Raw genomic sequence first — 19,129 nt, forward strand, 5'->3', positions numbered from 1 at the left:
GTATCCAGTAGTTCGCGGTATTCATACGCTCCGTATTCTATACCTCTGTCCGAATGAAATATCAGTCCAGGGTGCCGCCCTCGATGCTTCACCGCTCTTCTTAGCGCCTTCATCGTTAAACTCGCCGACTTTCTCTTGCCCAATGCCCAGCCGATGATCTTTCTACTAAACAAGTCCAAGACTACCGCCAGGTACCGCCATTCTTCATTTACTTTCAGGTACGTTATGTCACCCACCCAAATCTGGTTCGGTGCTGTTACTTCTTGCCCCCAGATTATATTGGGTATGCCTGTGTAGAAGCGTTGGGTACCGGGCTTGCTCCTATAGATCCTGCTTTTCTTGGCCCTCAACCCATTTTCTCGCATCAGACGCGCTACACGCTTCTCTGATACAACCACCCATTGCTTCTTTAACTCATTATGGATCTTCGGGCTACCGTAAACCTGCTCGCTCTTATCAAACTCACGCACAATTCGTTTAAGCAGTAATTGATCTTCAATTTCTCGCAGGCATTTGCCGCGCTCAAGCCAGGAGTAATAGGACCTTGGGCTGACACCATACACCCGGCACATTACCGCTAATGAATAGTTCGACCGATTCGCCTCTATGAATTCGTAGATTTCTTTTCTTGTTCTAAAGAGTACTGGATGGCTTTTTTTAAAAGGTCATGTTCCATCTGGAGCACCTTGTGCTCCTTCTCCAGCTTCCTAAGACGCTTCAATTCCGCCTTCAATTTGGGATCGACATTAATGTCTTTCTTCTTGGTCATGAGTTCACCGCGCCGTGTTTCCATACACCAACGATAAAGCATAACCGGGTGTATGGCGAGCGCTTCAGCTACATCCTTAGCTTGAATTCCTGGTATTTTGGTGAGGGCAACTGCCGTAGCCTTGAACTCATCGTCGTATCGGTTGTATTGCTTTCTTCGTGCCATCTGACACCTCCACTTAGGTAGTTGGAGGTGTGCGCATTATCGGGTGAGGTCTCAACTCAAAACACTATATTTGTTATACATGTAGTGAACGGTATGGAACAAAAGATCTTTCAGTTGCCATTGATACAATTAACTTAGTGAGAAACAGATTTCTGAACGCTACATAGCTATTTTTAGCAGTGTTGTATTTGTAATTTATTTGATCTTAACTCTAAGAGAAAGCTAGGAACACAACTTACCTATGAGATTTTAGAAGCGACGCTACCTTCAAATAGTCTGTAGATAGAACTGAGCACTTGTTCAACATCAAACGGAATCACACAATTTACTTCTCCACAGAACTTAAGGTCTTATAAAGAACTTAAGTTCTGTATTTGAAATGGACTATTTTTCCACTTCCTCCGCCACGATCTCTTCAATTTCTAAATTTTCAATAGTATCCATATTAAATCCAGAAAAATTATAGAGTTCATGCTTGTCAACCTTTTCGAATGACTTATCAATCGCTTTCCGGGTTTTATATCTCAATTCAGCAGCTTGGATTCGAGTTTGAGAAAGTAGTCGCTCTAAATAAAGGGATGCTGACGAAAAGAAAAATTTTGTCAGCAGGGGCAGCAGTTCCAAGGTCATCATCACGATTTTAATTACCCAGGAAAAATAGACATAGCTGGAACCGTTTACCGGATCGCGCTTCAGCTCCTGTAACAGACGAAATCGTGCTGAAAGACCATTAGGAATGGTTGCTTCAAAATCACGATGCTGCGCAGCAAGCAACCGAGGATCGAATTCAATCATGGCTCTGTTTTCAGTTTCCAATTGTTCCGAAAGCGCTTCATATTTCTGTGTCAATCGGGTCAGTTCATTTTCCAGATGATCCTTGGCAAACTGTTGTTTTTCAATTTTTTCCACGACGGATTGATAGTTGTTGGCATATTCCAGATATTTCAGACTTTTCCCTGCAGGTCGACCTTCCAAACCCAATTCCTCCACTTTCATTAAGCGTCCTAATTCGATTTTCTGATTCGCGAGGGAGTTTAGATCGACGTCAATCAAGGAGATCTGATCCTTTAATTGATTAATTTCCTCTTGAATGGTTTTAAGGGAATGTTCGTTTTTCTCCATATATGCTTTTTTTTCTTGTTTTTGATTTTCATAGTACTCAATCAAAGACACATTACGATGATCATTTTTCTGTTTTGCCAGCAGATCGATATCGGTGCCGAATACATAGAGTTCCGCACTGATGGCATACGCGGTGGCAAAGACAAAGGCTAAGCTCAGGCGAATCAACAGCAGGCCCAGATCCTTAAATTGAAAGCGATCGGCCAGTACACCATGCTGGTTCCAGATGCTTGAAATCATTCTGATTTCCATCATCACCACACTCAGTGAAATCACCCCGCTTAGCAACATGGCCGGCAACAGATCGAGAAAAATATGCAAGGTGGCACTCATCAAGGTAAAGATAAAAATAAATTGCAGAATAAAGATGATCAGATTATGAAATACAGCATCTTTTTCCCGTTTCGGACACTCTTTCATAAGATCGTAATCGGTTAAGGTAGTCGTACAAACCAGGGCAAAGCACCAAGCTTTAATAGTGTGATAGAACTTTGAAAAAATATTCATGATCGTCATTCCCTAAGTGGCAGGTTTTTTTAAGCATTCTGATAGTTCATAGGCCAACACTGTCAGGGATTTTCCAAAACCTCGCTGATTAATTCCGCTTCGTTGCTTTGAAAAAGCAACGCCTGAATCTGCAGCGGTATCCGTATTCAAAACACGCCGTAACCCCCAATGAGGACTGCACAGCATTTTTCTCAGTACTGGTTGGAAATCCAGAGTTCACAACGTCCTTTAGTTGATGACGGTGACAGTCACCATGACGGCTGCCACTGTCGCCAAACCAAACCCGATAGAAAAGGAAACCGTTATGAAATCCATTACCGATGCATTGATCATGACCCTATCCGGCTTCATTACTTTTTTGACGGTCGGAAAATTCTACGACTGGACAAAAGACTGGATCGCCGGCCTGGTAGCTGTTGACTACGGCGAATTCTGGATTCCCGTGGTGCTGTTTCTCTGGTTTTTAGTGCTGTTGGTATTTCTGTTTACCTGCTGCGCTTATGCCTTGAATAAGCTCGAAATCATCATGAGCGGAAAACTGATCAACCTGATTCGATTCGGCCGAGAGTAAGGAGTCAACCATGACTGAGGACAACGAAGCGCAATTCCTGCTGGATAATTTGCACGGCTCAGCCAAATTCGAAACGCTCAAGGTCTGTCAGGCGGCGGGCCTTACTGAAGCACGAGGCCTTTATTACGGACTGTTTTCTCCGGACGGTCCGGACATCCGCCTGGCCGCACCAAAGTCCACGCTGCTGTGCGGCAACGAAGGCGCAGGTAAAAAACGCGATACGGTTTATGAACAGGTGGCAACCTGTGAGTTTCCGGTGTACGTCAATGATCCCAGTGGTCGCATCGCTGCGGTAACGATTTGCAATCAGTCCAGTCTCGGTAAGTATGCTTATTGTTTTATGGACGAACCCGGCCGCTTAAATCGGGCGCCGTGGTTTTTGATTGCAGAATCCATCAATCCACTATCGGAACTGAAACCGGATACACCATTATTGGCGGCAAAAATCGACCGCATTGTGGAGTGTATGGTTGAGGCTGATTCACCCTCACTGGCTGCGTTCTCACAGGAGCTGATTAAACTGGCAGGCCAGTGGTTCGGCACCATTATCCATGGGCATATTCTGGTTCGCAATCAAGCCACTTCTTTACCGGAGATCTATTCGCAATTGATGCTGGCATCACGAAATGGTCCGGCGTGGGATCGTATTCTGGAAACTCATTTCAGCAACAGTCCGTTACCCAGCTTTCGCCGTCTGGCCAGCGAGATGCGTTTTTATCGTTCGCGCCAACCGGAAAAATACCTGCGTATTCTCCATGTGCTGTTGACGGTACTGGATTTTCTTGAACATCCGGAAACGGCACAAAAACTGGGAGGCAATGCCAGGCCCTTGAGTCAGATTCTTGCGACCAACTTCACCTTCTACAATTTATCGCAACACCGGGTGCTGCAACGACTGTTTTTCATCGCGCTGTTAATGGCGAAACAGGAAAACCAGGCTACACGGCCGATGGCTTTCATCATCGATCAACGGGCCCATCTCGGTAAATTGGAAATGGCAGACGGCAAGTACATCAAGAATCAAGCAGCCAGCAGCGCCATCATCGAATTATGGGATTCACTGGTACAGCTGAAAAACGGCCTGGGTGAAACTGGCATGCAGCTGAAGTTGTCCCGTTCTCAGATTCAACAATTCTATGATGTGGATGCTTATACCGCCGGTTTTGTGTCAAAAAGTCTGGGGGTCACCACCGTCAAATATAAGAGCTCTCGCGCCAAGATGCAGGATGATCAATTCAATGCCTCCATCGCGCTGGCGCTGATCGAGGGTAAAGATCCACTCGGTGATATCGTTCGTATCAATGCACAAAAAGATACTTACGATTTCCAACCGCGTGCCTTGCGTAAACCGGAAGAAATTGAACAGATGCCGTTAAATCGCCAGATTATCTTCACTAAGGGATTTCAATGCGCACCCATTTATGGAGCAAGGAAGAGTTATCTGAGCAAGGTCAAGCTGATCGGAAAATACCTGCCCGATCCCGGCCATCCGCCGTACAATCGAATTGAAGTGGTTATGGCAGACAACAAGCAACGCACACTGCCGGTGAGGATTACCACTGTGCCCGCGCCAATGCGTCAGTTTCCTCAATATGCCAGCGGTTATAAAGCTGAAGTGGTGCCGCCGCTAACACTACACAGGGTGGCAGAGAAAAGTCTGCGATCGTTGTTGCGAAAGTCCGGATTTCTTACCTAGCACACCCCCGCCAACAGCGGGTTGGCTCAAGCAGCCGCGCGGGGCCAAAAAATATAACCCAAAATATATATTTTACCTTTTTAAAACAATAGGTTATGAAAAAAATGTAAATTCAGCAAGCGCTAATATATAGATGCCAAACCAATAATCTCCTTAGTCATGGGTGACACGAAACACAACGTTCCCGAGGTGCTTCCAGGTCACTCCCCTTTACAGACTTAAGGAGAAACAACCATGGCACTCTATTTGAGCAAGAATGAATATATGTTCCGCGATTGGGTAATGCAAACAGATGCACCCACCTTTAATTACTTGGAAAAACATTTTGTAACGCAAAAACGGGTCATCAGAGATAAAACCGGGAAAGTTAAAAAGGTGATTTACTTCAGCAATATTTTAAAGGTACTTGAAAAAGAATATGGCGTAATGTGCCCGGGTCTGACTCGATCAAAATACATCTCTCATGAAGTGAAGGACATTATCAATACGGCATTTGACAACATCCTGCAGGACAAACACCTTGAGCAGGAACCGCCAGTTCCAATCAACTTCGAAACTTATGCCCATATTTTATTGAACGATATTGCCGGATCACATCTTTTTAAAACCAATGATCACGCGCTGAGATACAAATTCGCGCAACAGCGCAAACAATTGAAGAGAGATGAAGCAACCGGCAGTTTGTTGGCTAAACCGGTAAAGCACATCCATTTGGATGACAGTGAAGCCATGGTTGTTGCTCAAGCTGAATCGGAAGTGTCGGTGACCATGCAACCGGGACTTGAGGATGAAATCGCTGATTTAAGAAAGTTTCTCCAAACCAAGGAGCCCTGGCTGGTAAAAGTTTTGGACTTGTTACTTCAAAACCATTCCGCAACCGATATCGCGTCGATGTTGAATAAATCAAAATCCAAGATTTATCTGGATATCGACAAGATTAAAACATTCATTCGGGAATACCATGCCTGATCAATTTCCACTAAACAGGGTGTATGCAAACATGAATATCTCCGGATTGAAAATCAAGACACTTAATTCCAACAGAAGGATAGGACTATGAGCCTTGAGCCACTGCGGTTTCCCATTTTAAACTCAATGCTCTCAGACCAACCGGGGGAGCTTTTTCAGTCAAAAGCTCCTTACCTTCAGAAATATGTTCCAAAACAGCGTGAAGACCCGCCTTACCCAACGCTTTGTCAACAGGAAAACCATTCACTCTTTTCAGGCAGCGCGCCACCACCAGCCGACCAGCCAATAGTTGAATTGACCCGGACAAATCGGGACCATGAATGGAATATTAAAATATTTTTAAGCAAATACCCCTCCGATATTCATTTTTTGGTTCAGGTAAAAAATATGCTATTGTATTCGCTGACGCAGCATCAATCCGGCTGGTCCACACTCCAATTCAGTAGTGATGAGGATTTGCTGCCCATGCGTTTATCCATAGAAAACTGCAAGCCCAAACGTCTTATTATCTTTCGGTTTGATGACTGATTTCACTGATAGGATTTGCGAACCATTATGAGTATAGATCCTTTCGAACATACCAAAGCTCCCCATTTTCATTTTGATCAATGTGAGCCCATCGAACTTCAATTGTCACACCCTCCTCACAGGCAAAAACCCTGCTGGATCCATAGCAGAGCCATGGGCCTGCCAAAAGAGTTTATTGACAGGATGTTACTCAAGGAAATGTACACCTGCCATTTTTGCGGTTTCACCAGCCGCAAATATCAGGAAGTGGTAGTACGCAATGGCCAGGAATGGCATCTGGATAATGTGAAAGCGGCGTGTGTTTTCTGCGCTCAGGGTTTTACCATTGACTGGGTTGCCAATATGCGCTCCGGGGTTTTATTACACCTGCCCAAAATATCACAAAATGAACTCAATCATCTGCTGAAAGTGATTTATGTATTTCGCATATCTCAAGGTGATCACGCAAATAAAGCGAGAGATATCCTGGACCTCCTGATGAAGTCGCGAGAACAGGCCAAAAAGCTGCTGTCATCGGATGATCCTTATGAACTCGCAAAACGTCTGCGCATTCCCTTGTCTGAATATAGCAGCAAAAAGCTGAAGGAGACCTTGAGCGAGATCCGACTGCTGCCTCTTGACCGAAGAATCATTAAGGAAGCTGATCTTGAATTTAACCAGTTTCCTCAAATCCTGGCTTATTGGCGTTCTAAAGACGGTCCATTGCGCGGTGGGGTTAATCGCTTTAGCCATGAGCAATTGGATGTGTATATCGATCGTTTAAAAGATAAGAAGAAATAAATACCAAAATTTAAGCGATCGGCACATCAATTAAATGTTCCAGATCTCCTGCAACAGGCTCATCATTGAGCATATCCACCATACCATTGGCCCTAATCAAAAAGTGGCCCATGAAAACGGCGTTACTGTAAAGGATAGTGCACTCAATCAGGTAGTTGCCTTCTTCATCTTGTCCATTGAAGATAACTGGTCTAGCTGTGCCTTCGATTACACTTGCTGAAGTTGAGATGTCAGTTAGCTTGATATTCCTGTCTGCTTTGGATTCAAGCACATAGAACGGTCCTTCGTCTCCTCTCACAAAGAAGCAGAAAAATTTCAAGTACTCAATCACATTGCTTTCATTCAGACGAAGCGGTGCCTTGAGGTTGACTTCATGGATCGGTGGGGACGTACCATTTAAGCGAAACAGATTACCGGTGGTTTTATCGACCAGATAAAAAATACATAAACGCTGATTTTGCCATGTCTGATCTTTTACTCTCACCAGAACGATATTCTGATAAAAGGGCAATGATCGGTACACCATCTGGGTTGTTCTTGGATCAACAGCATATTTGCCGTCAATGGGATTGATCTGTTTAAGCAGCTTCTCGTCATCAATATTCAGCCACGGCGGTAACACAGGATCAATTGGCCGCTGAAATTGAATGCCGTGGTAAAGGGTCTGCAAAATATCCTCAGCAGGGCTTTCCGGTTTTGGCTTATTAACCGGCGGGTGCTGTTTTTTCTCTTCATTCTGGTTGCTAGCGATCTTCGTAGCGACTTCCGGATTTTCCGCGGTGGTTTTCTTCTGCGTCTCCACCGGTTTTGCATTACCATCGTCGCTCGCCGGTTGTGGTTTTTGGTATAGGCTTTGCGCTTGCTGCTGACGCAGCAATAGTAGGTTTTCAGCAGCAATCATCCTGTTTTCTCTGCTAAATAAACCGGCTGCTCCGGCTTGTTTAAGCACCGAAACAATCTCATCGAATCCGTTTTCAGCAGCAAGAAAAATGGCGGGCAGATTGTCTGCGCCATGGAGATCCAATTGAGCACCATAACTGATTAACAATTTGCACACTTCTGCTGCCCCGGATCGAGCGGCAATCTGCAAAGGTGTAAGGCATTCATCCAACGTTGCCATATCAATAGACAAAGAGTTAGTTCTCAGTATGATGCCTACTATATTCGGCAAATTGTACAAGGCAGCAAAATGCAGCGCTGTCCAACCATCCCGGCTGCTCTGATTGATATCCGCACCCGCTTCAATCAGATGAGCACTCAAATCATCAAAGCGACGACGAATGGCATAGTGTAAAGGCGTAAGACCATTTTCATCCGCTGCGTTGATATCAGCTCCATGTTTGAGAATCAGGTTGATAACAGCAATTGACTGACTTTCAATTGCACTGTGGAACGGTGTTTTACCAAAATCACAGCGTAAATGCATAGTCAAACTCTGATCAATTAAATACTCAATACATTCTATTGCGCCTCGTGCACAGGACAAATGCAGTAAGGATCGTCCCTCACGATCCGTTTCATTGATGCTGGCTCCGTAACTGAGCAACAAACTGAGCATGGCAACGTCGTTTTTGCTGATCGCCGCGCTGAGGGGACTCAACTCTTCATATTGAGGATATCGGTAAGGATAGGCGTTGGCCTTGAGTAAGGCTGCTGCGATGTTGCTGTTGCCGTTGTTGATGGCAACAATCAACGGCGTTTCGTTATTCTTATTCAGCGCGTTAATATCGACGTTGCACTCCAATAAAATATCCATTAACTGCCTATTACCGCTTTTAGCCAGAACATGCAGCAGCTGATTTCCATCCTGGTTCCGCTCAGCAAGCGATACGTGCCGATCCGCACACAATAATTGAAAGATATCCACCAGACTCTTTTCTACCGCGAGCCAAAGCGGTAACTCATCAACGTTTTTCGAATAGTGATTCCGATTGATTTTTGGAAACTCCAACAGAGTCTTGACCGTTTCATGGTTCTGCGTATCCACAGCGATCCATAAAGCCTGGTGGGAATCTTTGTCCTGCGATTCGAAATCCAGTAGACGACTTGTCGCCATGGTACGAATACTGGCGATACTGTTTTGTTTAACCGCAAGCAAAAATGGAGTCAGTTGTTCTTTACTCACGGCGTTGACATCGATGCCTTCCTGTTTCAGCAGAGTAGCCACGATATCCGGTTGATTCTGACGACACGCAATATGTAATGGAGCATCACCGTAACCGTTAGGAATATTGACATCGATTCCCGATTGCAGCAGAAACTCCACACATTCAGGATAGTTGCTTTCGCTACCGATGCCTTCCAATGCAAAGCCCTGACAGCATAAATGTAGTAAATTCCAACTCTGCTTTGACAGATAAGCAAGGTTTCCATTCAACGACAGCAGAAATTTTACCACCGCGGTATTGCCACGCAGCGCTGCCAGGCTCAATGCATACCAGTTATCGACCTCTCCCTTAAAAGACTCCGTTAACGCTTGCTCAGTAATGGGATAGCAGGCCATCAGCCGCTTTATAACATTGAGGTTCCCACCCTCAGCGGCAAACAGCAGTGCCGTACATTGATGTTTGGATCGGGTAAAAGGATCGGCACCTCGTCCGAGCAGATAATTCACCGCTGCATATTGCCCGTGATAAGCCGCCGTCATAAGCGGTGTAAACAGCTCATGACATTTGGCATTGGCTGATAAACCGAATTCCAGCAGGATTTCCAGAATTCGGGGATTACCGCCACGGGCTGCAAAACTGAGGATACCGGTGCCCTGTCCGTTGACATAATCGATATTCGCACCATGCCTCAACAGTAAATCCACCACGGCGAAGCGAGCGCACTTAACCGCCACAACCAACGCAGGAACACCGTTAGAGGTCTCACAATTCACATCGATTCCTTGATTCAGGAAAAACTCGATGGCCTCATATTGTCCATTGGCGATAGCCACATGGTAACAGTTGTAATCATCATCGTTGAATTCTTCGAATTGATCTGCACCACGATACAAAAATTGAATACTGGCCAAACTACCATTGGCCGCAGCGCTTATCAGCGCGGTATTATTCCTGCTGTCACGCACATCATGAACTGCATTATCCAGGTCGAGCAGTAATTCCAAAATGGCTACACGGTTGTGGGCTGCCGCCAGGTGAAAAGCGGTTATTCCGTTGTCGTTATGGGCGTATAGTATGGTGGGTAAGGCGCTGACAACAGACTTCACCTCCTGGCTGCGGTTGGCGATGATGGCGTCAAAAAGCTGCGCGATCTGCTGTTTGAGCCTGGCACTGCCTGTTTTGGCGAAATCCAGGACATTGTCAGCGTTGACTTCGGTTCTAGCATCGGCGACGCTAATCGGGTTCCGGGTATTCCTGATCTCAGCATCGGTCAAAGTCGATGCAGCATCGAAATCGATCCTGCTGTCCAAACCTATGGACGGCTCCAGCGTAACACTCGTATCCTGAACGGCACTCTTAAAGGCATGATTAAAGCCATAACTACGCAGCATGGTGGCAGGAGAGGGTAGGGTTACCTTACCGATGCTCCACTGCAAATCCGGCAAATTCGACGCGAATCTGCGCGCTTTGTCTTCATCTCCCAGTACCAATGACTCAATCACATGGGAACGGCCAAGTAATGTGGAAAAGGATGAGAGCGGTAACTCCAATAACGGCCGCACTTTGGTAAAACGCAACAAATCCTGGCGGTTCTTGGCATCGCTGGAACTGATTTTATTGGCTGCTTTGTGCATCTCTTCAGCCAGTAACTCAGCTGCCGTCATGGGATCGGCATAACCCAGAGCCACCCAGCCGATTCGATTCAAGTAATCCTTTTCAATCAGATTGACTTCTTTGGCGATGCGATTTCTGGCTTTATTAAAATATTGCAACGCCAGTTGCGCCACCTGACGCGTGCGGGAACCCAATTCATAGGGGCAATGTTTGATTCCCCATTGATTCAAAGCCAACATCAAATGCCAGCGGACTTCCTTATCCATTCGGTAATAGCCGCACCCCAATTCACAAGTTAACAGGCCAAACAGTACATCGGCATCCAAAGCGGTATTGAATTTATCCGGCAGTTGCAAAAAATTAACTCTGACCAGAGCAACGATGTCAGCATTGAATAATTCAAAAGGCGCCAGGTGAGCCGACAATAACAACGCAGCTTCACCATACTCACGGGAATATCGACGAATCAAATCGGTGGCTTGCGATTGCTGCAGAGGTGAACCGTCCCAAACTTCAAGGCTATCAGGATTATCAGATACGGCTTCAGCGGTGGTTACGGTGTTGTCGGTATTCATCATTACGACCTTAGGTAGTCAACGGCTTGCAGCAGATCATTGGCGGAAAGCTCAAACATAGGCATTATAGGATGGGAATCAAAAACCGCTGTAAATTCCGTAAGCCAACGATTTGCCGGCATGGGATTGATCCACAGCGTTCTGCGATTGGATTTCGTAGCTAGCTTTTCCAAAAAAAGGTCTAACCGTTTTATTCGCGTTGAATCGAATTCCCGGGAAGCGGCTCCACAATCGGAAAACACCACGATATAGGAGTGCTGGTTTGCTTGCAGGATTGAGTCACTGCTTTTAGACATAAGCAATCTGGGATCCAGGTATAAATCCGTTCCAGGGATCTTATTAAAAAAGTATATCTGCACTGACTTTAGGCGGCTGAGTTTGGATAATGCCGTTTTGGCCAGAATTTCACTGACCTTTTTCCAGGGAGTCATATTGTTATTAACATCGATTAACAATAATAATTCTGCCGTATTGAATGCCCTGTCAAGCATCACCGGATTCACCAAAAAACCGGTTTCGCAAAGATGCGCAACGGTTTTGTTAATATCCACCAGGTCCCTTTCCGCTATTTTAGTGGGTTTGTAAAGTCGACGCCATAACGCCAAAAGCCAAAGTTCCCCCAATTCCGGTTCCACAACCCAATGAAAAGGTCGGCTTGAATCAAGAGTAATTTCCCCAAGCACTGGCATCACGATATCTGAACTTGTACTATCGGAATCTCCCCCCATGGAAGCGTCTTCTACCGTGTCAACACCCACTGTCTGCTCGCCACCGGAAACCTGCGACTGCCGACTTGGAGTATCACCTTTAGCATCGTCATTCACGCCTGAACCAAGCGGTGGTTCAGCAGCAGTCTCCTCGGTCTGGCTGTGTCGGGGAAAAACCACTGCCGGTTCCTCGAATTCCAAGGCGTCGGTTTCAGCCTCCAAGGTGTCGATGGACAGCTCGAACCATTGATAAATGTTCTGATTATCTGCAAGCGGAATTTCCTGGCAAATCACGTTTTGAATCAAATCTTTTTCCTGCTGGCTGCGCGCCCACAATGTCTGACACAACCACACCAGCGCAGAGCGGATTTGTAACGAGATACCGTTAAAGTCGTCGTTATTGCTGTTACGGCGAGCTGCATCCAGTTTTTCACGCAACGTGATAAAGCGGCTACTGTAAATCCGCAGCGACTGCAAACCTTCCAAATAGTCTCGGATACCCAAGGGCAGCCCCCTGGCTTTCAATTGCAGAAATAATCCGTATAACAGTAAATGATTCATTTCGTCGCCAACATAGTTTGTGACATTTCAGTTATTTGGTGCAGCTATTTTGGCAACAGACTGGGTTGCAGCAATTTCAAATCTTCACCCAGCTTGAACAGCAGTCGCCAGTAGGGAGGGTTGCTATTGGTCAAGTCCTCCGCTTTGATATTTCTTAGATGCAGCACATGGACCCAATCAATAAGCTCTGCCGTCGCCGGTACTTTTGCCACATTGGAGTTGATGGCCTCCTTCCTGATTTCCAGAAAACTTTTTACCGCAGCCTCGATCAGCTCCTTGGAAATGGTTTCCAGAGTGATCACTTCTTTTTCTGTGGCCAGTTTGGCAAGGTTGGCGTTGACAATATCCACCAGCATTGACTCTTTGTTGGGGAAATTGAGTTCCAGGTAAAAACAACGGCGCAAAAAAGGTTTGGACAGAGGCTTGGAACGGTTACTGGTAAAAATCACAATGGGCTTGAAGCCTTGCTCAGGCCCCTCTATCCAATGCCCCAGCTGAGTTTGATCCATTGCTTCCTGATGTGAGTTCTCTGGTATTTCAGTAATCTGAAATTTGAAATTTTCGATGACATAAAGCAGGTCATCGGCAAAATCGATGTCTGCCTTATCGATTTCATCGATCAACACCACACTGGGTTCGCCTTGCTGAATAGCCTTTCCAAGAAACTCCAGTTCCACATAATTGTAGGCTTGTGCCGCTTTATTGATTTGAGCCTCATGCTTTGATTGACTGTCCTGGAGTCTTCCCAACGCATTGTAGCGATAGAGTAAATCGTTGGCTCTGGAGGTGCTTTTAACAGGCACTATTTTCGGCCCGTCCTTGATTCCCAAATCCTCGGCAATGGCATGCGCCAACTGTGTTTTGCCGCAACCGGGCTCACCCTCCACCACTAACGGTTTACCCAGTTTAATGGCGAAATCCACTATCTCCCTGTCCATCGGATCGATGAGATAGGATTGACAACGATCGCCGGTGAAATCGGGATATTGGTTGGTTTTACGCATAAGTTTGATCCATTTCGTTAATCCAGAATGATGCTTTCGTTACTGCCCTGATTGATCAGTTGCTATTTCTATGAATTTATCGAATTTCGGTTCTTTGGCTTTGTGGTCGGTGCAACATTGTTCATCTATTTTGTTGACTTTCCACGATGCCAGTACATAAAAAGATGACTTCAATTGCCGCTTTGCGCCGTTTTCCAATTGTTTTTCCAGACTGGTATAAAGCGGCCGCCAGATCTTGTTGAGAAACTCTGTGTGGCTTACAACATTTTGAACATTGTCCAATACCAACATCAGCGGTCGGTTGACGGCGATGATTTCTGTCGACAGTCGGTTGAGCTGCTTAACGTAGTCTGATTGTTCGTTGACGGTAATTTTCAGTTCCCGATACAGCAGATCCCAAATGCAATCGATTTTGCTCTCAGAAGCCATATTCAGGTAAAACGGCTTTTCCACTCCCCAAATGTCAGACTCTTTTAAAAACTTCATCGTTTGTGTTACCTGTTTCTGTACTTTGCCGTGAACCAAAATACAAAAACCCGGCAGGGGTTTGATCTTATTTTGCTTGGCAAAGGATGCGAGAATATCTTTGCCTAAGGAGGTGATGGATTCGTCTTTCGCCGACTCAGTAAAAACAGCATGAATGGTCATTTTTGGTTTGCCGCCACTCTGCTGGGAATGTCCCATCAAAGTTGGAGTTTCCACTCTGGCGACAATGGAATTTTCGATATTTTGTTTGAGGTCATCCCGTGAATTAACGGCTCGATGATGGCCCCATTCACGGTGGGCGGTGCTGAAGATAAGATGTTCCAAATTGGCAAGTTCACTTTCATCTTCCATGGCAAACCTCTCGATAGAGGTCACGTCGTTTGGAGCGGTTGAAAGTCTTTTTTTCAGATATTTTATCCGTTCAATTTCAACGCTCTGGTCCAGATCGCTATCAGGTTCCGGTTCAAAGATAAAAATGGGAATTGCATACTGCTCTGTGACTTCACAGGAAAATTTCAATTCATAGTGGCGCTTGGAATTTTGCGGCTTTTCCTTGGTGGGTTTTATAAACTTCAACCGTTCTCCATAGCTTTTACCAATGATGACACAATAGATATCATAGTTTCCCTGCTGGATGGTATATTTGATTTCCTGATATATTTTTTCGTTGATTTGGTAGAGATCTTCTGCGGAAGCGGTGGTCGCTCTTTCCGCAATGTCTTCATTGGAAACTTCCAATTCAACAGCTTCAGCTGCATCCGCTTTGGCAACGGATTCGTAGTCAATCGTAAAAAAACAGTGACTCAGTTTCCTTACAAGATGTTCCTTGATATCCTGTTCCAGGAATTTAACATCATCATGCACGCCCAATACCAGCACGTTCTGTGGCCGATCGGCTTGTTTGGGTTTATGGATTTTCCCGGGAAAAAAAGCGCGAAAAACATCATCGTCCTGTTGATCACCTTGAAAAAATCTATCCGTGATGTCTATCAAGGAATGTATCACTGCTTCTAAATTGGAACTCCAGTCATTTTTAATCAGACTCACTGTAGCGGCGAGATTCATGATTGAAACAAAAATCTTCCATTTCAGCCCCTGGTAATTTTCCACATCCTTATCTGACAAATGACCACGCATACTGTTAAACTGCTTCCAATACTTGTCATAGGTGGATCTGTTCAAACCCACTTTCCTTAAAGCTTTTTCCCTTTTATCTGCTTCTGTACCGGTAGTGGCTTGATCATATTTGAACTGCATCCGACATACGTATACAAGCATTGCCGCAGTAACGACGAGTATCTTATCGATAGAAAACTCTTTACCCCTGAGCTTTCTGCTTTTTGTAACGATTGAGTCGTATTGAGCTTTCACCTGGCCTTTTTTCCTCGATACAGTGTTCAATGGGAAATAACAAACAGCTTTGGTCAAGGGGCAAGGAAAACGGACTCTTTCCTGTTCCCAAGATGCACTCGGTATCGACTATTTTTTGCAGTTGCATTAACAATCAGAAAGCAAGCGACATGGATACCTACTCACCGTAAAAAACTACCATATTTTATACAAGCGATTAAGTATCCAAGCATACTAATCATGGGTCTTCCCGTCTCCCCACAATGTCAATGCACCAACCTTGGATTCTGGTGTGATAAAGCAATATTAGTGTCAATTAACCTTACATCCAGGCGCAAAATTTCGATCTTGCCCAAAACAGTGGTACTGGCCTTCGCCAAGCGCTTACTGCGAATGGTGGCGTTGACCATGGCTGCCTGCATATGCCGTTTCATGTCCCGGATATCGGTGCAGACACTGGCAATGATCGCAGTTACCTCATCTGGCAGATCAGCCGCAAAATGTTCCACCACATCGATCTCCTCCAACAAATCCTGATAAATGGAATACACCATTTGTTTACGTTGCTTGGCATTGGGTTTCACAATATTGAAACATTGAAAACGCGAAAGGATGGCATCAGGAATGTCCTCCAGACCGTTACTGGTGGCAATCCAGTTAATGAACTGACAATTGATATTGACGTTCAGGAATTCATCCACAAAGTTCCTGGCTGAGTTGGGTTCCAACAGTGTGTAAAGCGTATTCGTCACCGGATACTGCTCGCCGCCGGCAATTTTATCCATTTCCTCCAGCACGATGATCCCGTTGGCGCAGCGGTTTTCCATTTGGGTATCGGCGATCAACCCAGGCTGGCCCGATCGCCATACCCGACTGGAACCGGATAACACAAAGGCGGCACTGGTGGTGGCAACGTCGATGGTTCTGGAAGGCAGCGTCAATACCTTGGCCAATTCCTGGATATACCTTGATTTGCCCGTGCCTGGCGGTCCATTCAACAGCATACGTGGCAATTTGATTTCACCTTTTTTGAGCGTGGTTGAAAACAACAGCGCCTCCCGGATCACCGCGGTAACGGCGGCAAAGATGGGAAATATTTCATCGAGTCTGTCGAACTCAGCCATATCGCCGCTATATCTTTTCAGCGGCAGATAACCCTGGGTTTTTTCCAACGCGCTGGTGTAGGTTTCAAAATAGCGGGTTTGGTCACCCTGGGTTTTTTCTTTTTCCCTGAGCAATTGGTCAAAGTTGAATACCTCAACCTGGGTCTCCTGCTCTGAGTTTGGTGGTTGTCGGTTGCGTCGGCGTTCGGTTCGTTCCGCTCGCTCCCTGATTTCTCGTGCCGGCGTCACAAATTTTTCCTGATATTGGCCATACTGCGTGTGCTGCTGACGCAACGGAAAAAATCGTTTTGGCTTTGGCAGCGTTTCAAATGCCGCCAACGGTTCATCGTCGTTCATGGTAATCATGCCGTTGGGTTCAACGGTAAAATTCACCTTAAACAACGATGCCTCATACAAAACACTGGTGTTGAATTGCCATCCGTTACGCAGATTTTCCTGTGAAATGCCCAGAGTCAGGGATTTCACTGCCTGCTGCGCTTCGTCATTGTCGGCAATCAAGGGGCTGTCGTTACTGGAAACAATATGGAATGATCCCTCCTCGCCCTGAACAAAAGCACAAAAGAAACGCAGATAATCTTCAGCGCTGTGATCGTTCAGCGCAAATCGGGTGGCCTGATTCAGATAGTGGATCGGCGGGCTGGTGCCGTCCAGATAGACCATCGGCGTACCGTCTTCCTGCATGACAAAGTAGGCAGGAAATTCGTTGTCCTGCTCCAGACCGGTTACCCGCAGCAGAATCAACTCTGGATAGAACGATAATGTAGTCCAGGATACCGAGACGGAATCAGCAGCCAATTCCATTTCTGCAAATCGATCTGCCAACATGGATTCTACCTGTTTAAACAGACCCATATCATCATTCACCCAGCACTCTTCAGTAGTTAATAAGTCGATTGCGTGTTGCATACCATCCATCCTCTTTTAGTTCATTTGCTATTTATATGGACGGTTCACACACACATTTTCCAATGCTGAATCGAATAATCAAAAATTTCAGATCAATTGGAAAAACACTATTTTCACTGTCCTTTACCTAACAACCAAGCAAACAACATCAATGCTCAACAACAGAAAAGGTAGTGAAGATGGACGACAATAATAATGACCCTACGAATGGCGTCGACGACTTCGAAGCAATGACACTGGATAACAGTTATGAGGATGAACAGTTCCACCAGGCCAACGAGGAGGCACAACAATATTTGGAAAGCATTGAGGCAACGCAGGCAAGGGTAGAGGCATTCAGCGGCTTTGTGGACGGCCTGGATGCCATGTCTGAAACCTATGAATCGGTTCAAGCCGATCCCTACGATTACGGTTTCGATCACCAGGATCACCACTATGACCACGCCGTTGACGGCATGTTTATGGGTGTTGCCGCAGGTATTCATATGTCACAGCAAATTGGCAGGGCCTGCCATGATTACTTTAGTTCACACTCTGAAGATTCAAGCTCCCTTGAAGAAACCGATTTGGATAACACCCAAACTGAGAGTTTCGAATTTGAAGAGGACCACCAGGACGACTTTGCTGACCAGGATGATTTTATCACTGAACAGGAAGAGCTTTGGGACGACTCTTTCGAAAGCGACATCGCTGACGATGACGAATTTTAATGAATTCCCAAATTAACGGAGACGCTTATTATGGTATTACAACGAAAAATCAAACCCTCCCAACCCACTCGACGCGATCATATGCTGCTGCAACTGAACAGGGGGGTGCAGCAGTTACTCGACAGTTTTGAACCACCCAAAGACGGTAGTAAACGGATTTCCCGCTTAGTGGCCGGCAACCGCTTGCTGGCAGTACAACAATTTCCCCTGCCGGACCGATTCCTGCCTAAAGACAATGTTAATCTGGTTGTGGATCTGGATCCGGTGCCGGGAGCGCCGCCAAAAGGTTTTTTCATCATCGAAAAGGATAATCGCAGTACCATCGATGCCATTTCCGCAGCGTTGGGCGGACACTTGTTCAATGCTGAAACCGCGCCTTACGACACGCCCAAATTCAAAGGCGGCATCTGGATCTGTCATCACTATGCCGGCCATACCTGGAAGTTCAACGCCAACAACCCGGCGGCCGGTGACAACATCGCTAAATTCCTCGAAACCTTTTATGCGCGAATCATGTAATAACCGGGAGGATGATCGCGATTAAAAAAATATTCAAACCACATGGAATCGAGTGCAAAACAACGACCTTATGTTATTAACACGGCAATTAAAATTGTCGGGTTAATAGTACCAAACAATGAAAACCCAGAGGTGATTTATGGCTAATCGTAAAAAAGCAACCATTGAAGGTGAAGTATTTGAAGTGGATGACAGCGTCAAAGTAGGAGAACTGATTCCCGCTGAAGTGTCATCGGTTATCGATCAAAAAACCGGTAAGGAATATCAACGCAGCGAGATCGCTCAAATGCCCGCGGCAGGCACCGATATGCGTCTCAATTTCGTGAAACTGGAGAAAGGGTGAAAACGGGAGCGGCAT

General features: G+C 45.7%; 16 protein-coding genes. 8 read left to right on the forward strand and 8 right to left on the reverse strand.

Going from position 1 to position 19,129, the window contains the following annotated elements; translation table 11 throughout:
- The 3 genes from D9N14_RS00970 to D9N14_RS00980 all read right to left on the reverse strand — a co-directional run.
- The coding region (locus D9N14_RS00970; RefSeq protein ID WP_317622559.1) for an IS3 family transposase at positions 1 to 620 on the reverse strand (620 nt) is incomplete at its 3' end.
- Positions 605 to 934 (reverse strand): transposase, encoded by a 330-nt coding sequence (locus D9N14_RS00975; RefSeq protein WP_290575879.1) that lies wholly within the window; start codon positions 932 to 934, stop codon positions 605 to 607. The genes D9N14_RS00975 and D9N14_RS00970, both read right to left, overlap by 16 nt.
- A gap of 384 nt (positions 935 to 1,318) precedes the next feature.
- Positions 1,319 to 2,563, reverse strand: coding sequence for a DUF4407 domain-containing protein (locus D9N14_RS00980; RefSeq protein WP_290575881.1), 1,245 nt, complete (start codon positions 2,561 to 2,563; stop codon positions 1,319 to 1,321).
- Positions 2,564 to 2,816: 253 nt separating this feature from the next.
- On the opposite strand from D9N14_RS00980, the gene D9N14_RS00985 reads away from it, so the two are divergent.
- The 5 genes from D9N14_RS00985 to D9N14_RS01005 all read left to right on the forward strand — a co-directional run bounded on the left by D9N14_RS00985 (position 2,817) and on the right by D9N14_RS01005 (position 7,107).
- The gene (locus D9N14_RS00985; RefSeq protein ID WP_290575883.1) at positions 2,817 to 3,134 is read left to right on the forward strand and encodes a hypothetical protein; all 318 of its coding nucleotides are present in this window, start codon (positions 2,817 to 2,819) and stop codon (positions 3,132 to 3,134) included.
- Positions 3,135 to 3,144: 10 nt separating this feature from the next.
- Positions 3,145 to 4,830: a type IV secretory system conjugative DNA transfer family protein gene (locus D9N14_RS00990; protein ID WP_290575885.1), complete on the forward strand. Its 1,686-nt coding sequence runs from the start codon at positions 3,145 to 3,147 to the stop codon at positions 4,828 to 4,830.
- Between the two features lie 234 nt (positions 4,831 to 5,064).
- Positions 5,065 to 5,799 carry a hypothetical protein gene (locus tag D9N14_RS00995; RefSeq protein WP_290575887.1) on the forward strand — a complete coding sequence of 245 codons (735 nt, stop codon included), beginning with the start codon at positions 5,065 to 5,067 and terminating at the stop codon, positions 5,797 to 5,799.
- A gap of 87 nt (positions 5,800 to 5,886) precedes the next feature.
- Positions 5,887 to 6,327 carry a hypothetical protein gene (locus tag D9N14_RS01000; RefSeq protein WP_290575889.1) on the forward strand — a complete coding sequence of 147 codons (441 nt, stop codon included), beginning with the start codon at positions 5,887 to 5,889 and terminating at the stop codon, positions 6,325 to 6,327.
- Positions 6,328 to 6,354: 27 nt separating this feature from the next.
- Positions 6,355 to 7,107 (forward strand): hypothetical protein, encoded by a 753-nt coding sequence (locus D9N14_RS01005; RefSeq protein ID WP_290575891.1) that lies wholly within the window; start codon positions 6,355 to 6,357, stop codon positions 7,105 to 7,107.
- 10 nt (positions 7,108 to 7,117) lie between these two features.
- On the opposite strand, the gene D9N14_RS01010 is transcribed toward D9N14_RS01005, so the two are convergent.
- The 5 genes from D9N14_RS01010 to D9N14_RS01030 form a co-directional block, all read right to left on the reverse strand.
- Positions 7,118 to 11,404 (reverse strand): ankyrin repeat domain-containing protein, encoded by a 4,287-nt coding sequence (locus tag D9N14_RS01010; RefSeq protein ID WP_290575898.1) that lies wholly within the window; start codon positions 11,402 to 11,404, stop codon positions 7,118 to 7,120.
- A gap of 2 nt (positions 11,405 to 11,406) precedes the next feature.
- The gene (locus D9N14_RS01015) at positions 11,407 to 12,672 is read right to left on the reverse strand and encodes a hypothetical protein (protein WP_290575903.1); all 1,266 of its coding nucleotides are present in this window, start codon (positions 12,670 to 12,672) and stop codon (positions 11,407 to 11,409) included.
- Positions 12,673 to 12,716: 44 nt separating this feature from the next.
- Positions 12,717 to 13,676, reverse strand: coding sequence for an AAA family ATPase (locus D9N14_RS01020; protein ID WP_290575905.1), 960 nt, complete (start codon positions 13,674 to 13,676; stop codon positions 12,717 to 12,719).
- A 39-nt stretch (positions 13,677 to 13,715) separates the two neighbouring features.
- Complete coding sequence (locus tag D9N14_RS01025) at positions 13,716 to 15,533, reverse strand: hypothetical protein (RefSeq protein ID WP_290575907.1); 1,818 nt, start codon at positions 15,531 to 15,533, stop codon at positions 13,716 to 13,718.
- Between the two features lie 245 nt (positions 15,534 to 15,778).
- Positions 15,779 to 17,461 carry an AAA family ATPase gene (locus D9N14_RS01030; RefSeq protein ID WP_290575909.1) on the reverse strand — a complete coding sequence of 561 codons (1,683 nt, stop codon included), beginning with the start codon at positions 17,459 to 17,461 and terminating at the stop codon, positions 15,779 to 15,781.
- 260 nt (positions 17,462 to 17,721) lie between these two features.
- On the opposite strand from D9N14_RS01030, the gene D9N14_RS01035 reads away from it, so the two are divergent.
- The 3 genes from D9N14_RS01035 (at position 17,722) to D9N14_RS01045 (ending at position 19,114) form a co-directional block, all read left to right on the forward strand.
- On the forward strand, positions 17,722 to 18,252 hold the full coding sequence (locus D9N14_RS01035; protein WP_290575910.1) for a hypothetical protein: 531 nt from the start codon (positions 17,722 to 17,724) through the stop codon (positions 18,250 to 18,252).
- A 30-nt stretch (positions 18,253 to 18,282) separates the two neighbouring features.
- On the forward strand, positions 18,283 to 18,771 hold the full coding sequence (locus D9N14_RS01040) for a hypothetical protein (RefSeq protein ID WP_290575912.1): 489 nt from the start codon (positions 18,283 to 18,285) through the stop codon (positions 18,769 to 18,771).
- A gap of 139 nt (positions 18,772 to 18,910) precedes the next feature.
- Positions 18,911 to 19,114: a hypothetical protein gene (locus tag D9N14_RS01045; RefSeq protein WP_290575914.1), complete on the forward strand. Its 204-nt coding sequence runs from the start codon at positions 18,911 to 18,913 to the stop codon at positions 19,112 to 19,114.
- The last annotated feature ends 15 nt before the right edge of the window (positions 19,115 to 19,129 follow it).

This window comes from Ketobacter sp. (assembly GCF_003671495.1).
Taxonomy (GTDB): Bacteria; Pseudomonadota; Gammaproteobacteria; order Pseudomonadales; family Ketobacteraceae; genus Ketobacter.

Coding starts and splice junctions, on each gene's coding strand:
- D9N14_RS00975 (WP_290575879.1), bottom strand. CDS start 934: ATGGCACGAAGAAAGCAATACAACCGATACGACGATGAGTTCAAGGCT.
- D9N14_RS00980 (WP_290575881.1), bottom strand. CDS start 2,563: ATGAATATTTTTTCAAAGTTCTATCACACTATTAAAGCTTGGTGCTTT.
- D9N14_RS00985 (WP_290575883.1), top strand. CDS start 2,817: ATGACGGCTGCCACTGTCGCCAAACCAAACCCGATAGAAAAGGAAACC.
- D9N14_RS00990 (WP_290575885.1), top strand. CDS start 3,145: ATGACTGAGGACAACGAAGCGCAATTCCTGCTGGATAATTTGCACGGC.
- D9N14_RS00995 (WP_290575887.1), top strand. CDS start 5,065: ATGGCACTCTATTTGAGCAAGAATGAATATATGTTCCGCGATTGGGTA.
- D9N14_RS01000 (WP_290575889.1), top strand. CDS start 5,887: ATGAGCCTTGAGCCACTGCGGTTTCCCATTTTAAACTCAATGCTCTCA.
- D9N14_RS01005 (WP_290575891.1), top strand. CDS start 6,355: ATGAGTATAGATCCTTTCGAACATACCAAAGCTCCCCATTTTCATTTT.
- D9N14_RS01010 (WP_290575898.1), bottom strand. CDS start 11,404: ATGAATACCGACAACACCGTAACCACCGCTGAAGCCGTATCTGATAAT.
- D9N14_RS01015 (WP_290575903.1), bottom strand. CDS start 12,672: ATGAATCATTTACTGTTATACGGATTATTTCTGCAATTGAAAGCCAGG.
- D9N14_RS01020 (WP_290575905.1), bottom strand. CDS start 13,676: ATGCGTAAAACCAACCAATATCCCGATTTCACCGGCGATCGTTGTCAA.
- D9N14_RS01030 (WP_290575909.1), bottom strand. CDS start 17,461: ATGTTGGCAGATCGATTTGCAGAAATGGAATTGGCTGCTGATTCCGTC.
- D9N14_RS01035 (WP_290575910.1), top strand. CDS start 17,722: ATGGACGACAATAATAATGACCCTACGAATGGCGTCGACGACTTCGAA.
- D9N14_RS01040 (WP_290575912.1), top strand. CDS start 18,283: ATGGTATTACAACGAAAAATCAAACCCTCCCAACCCACTCGACGCGAT.
- D9N14_RS01045 (WP_290575914.1), top strand. CDS start 18,911: ATGGCTAATCGTAAAAAAGCAACCATTGAAGGTGAAGTATTTGAAGTG.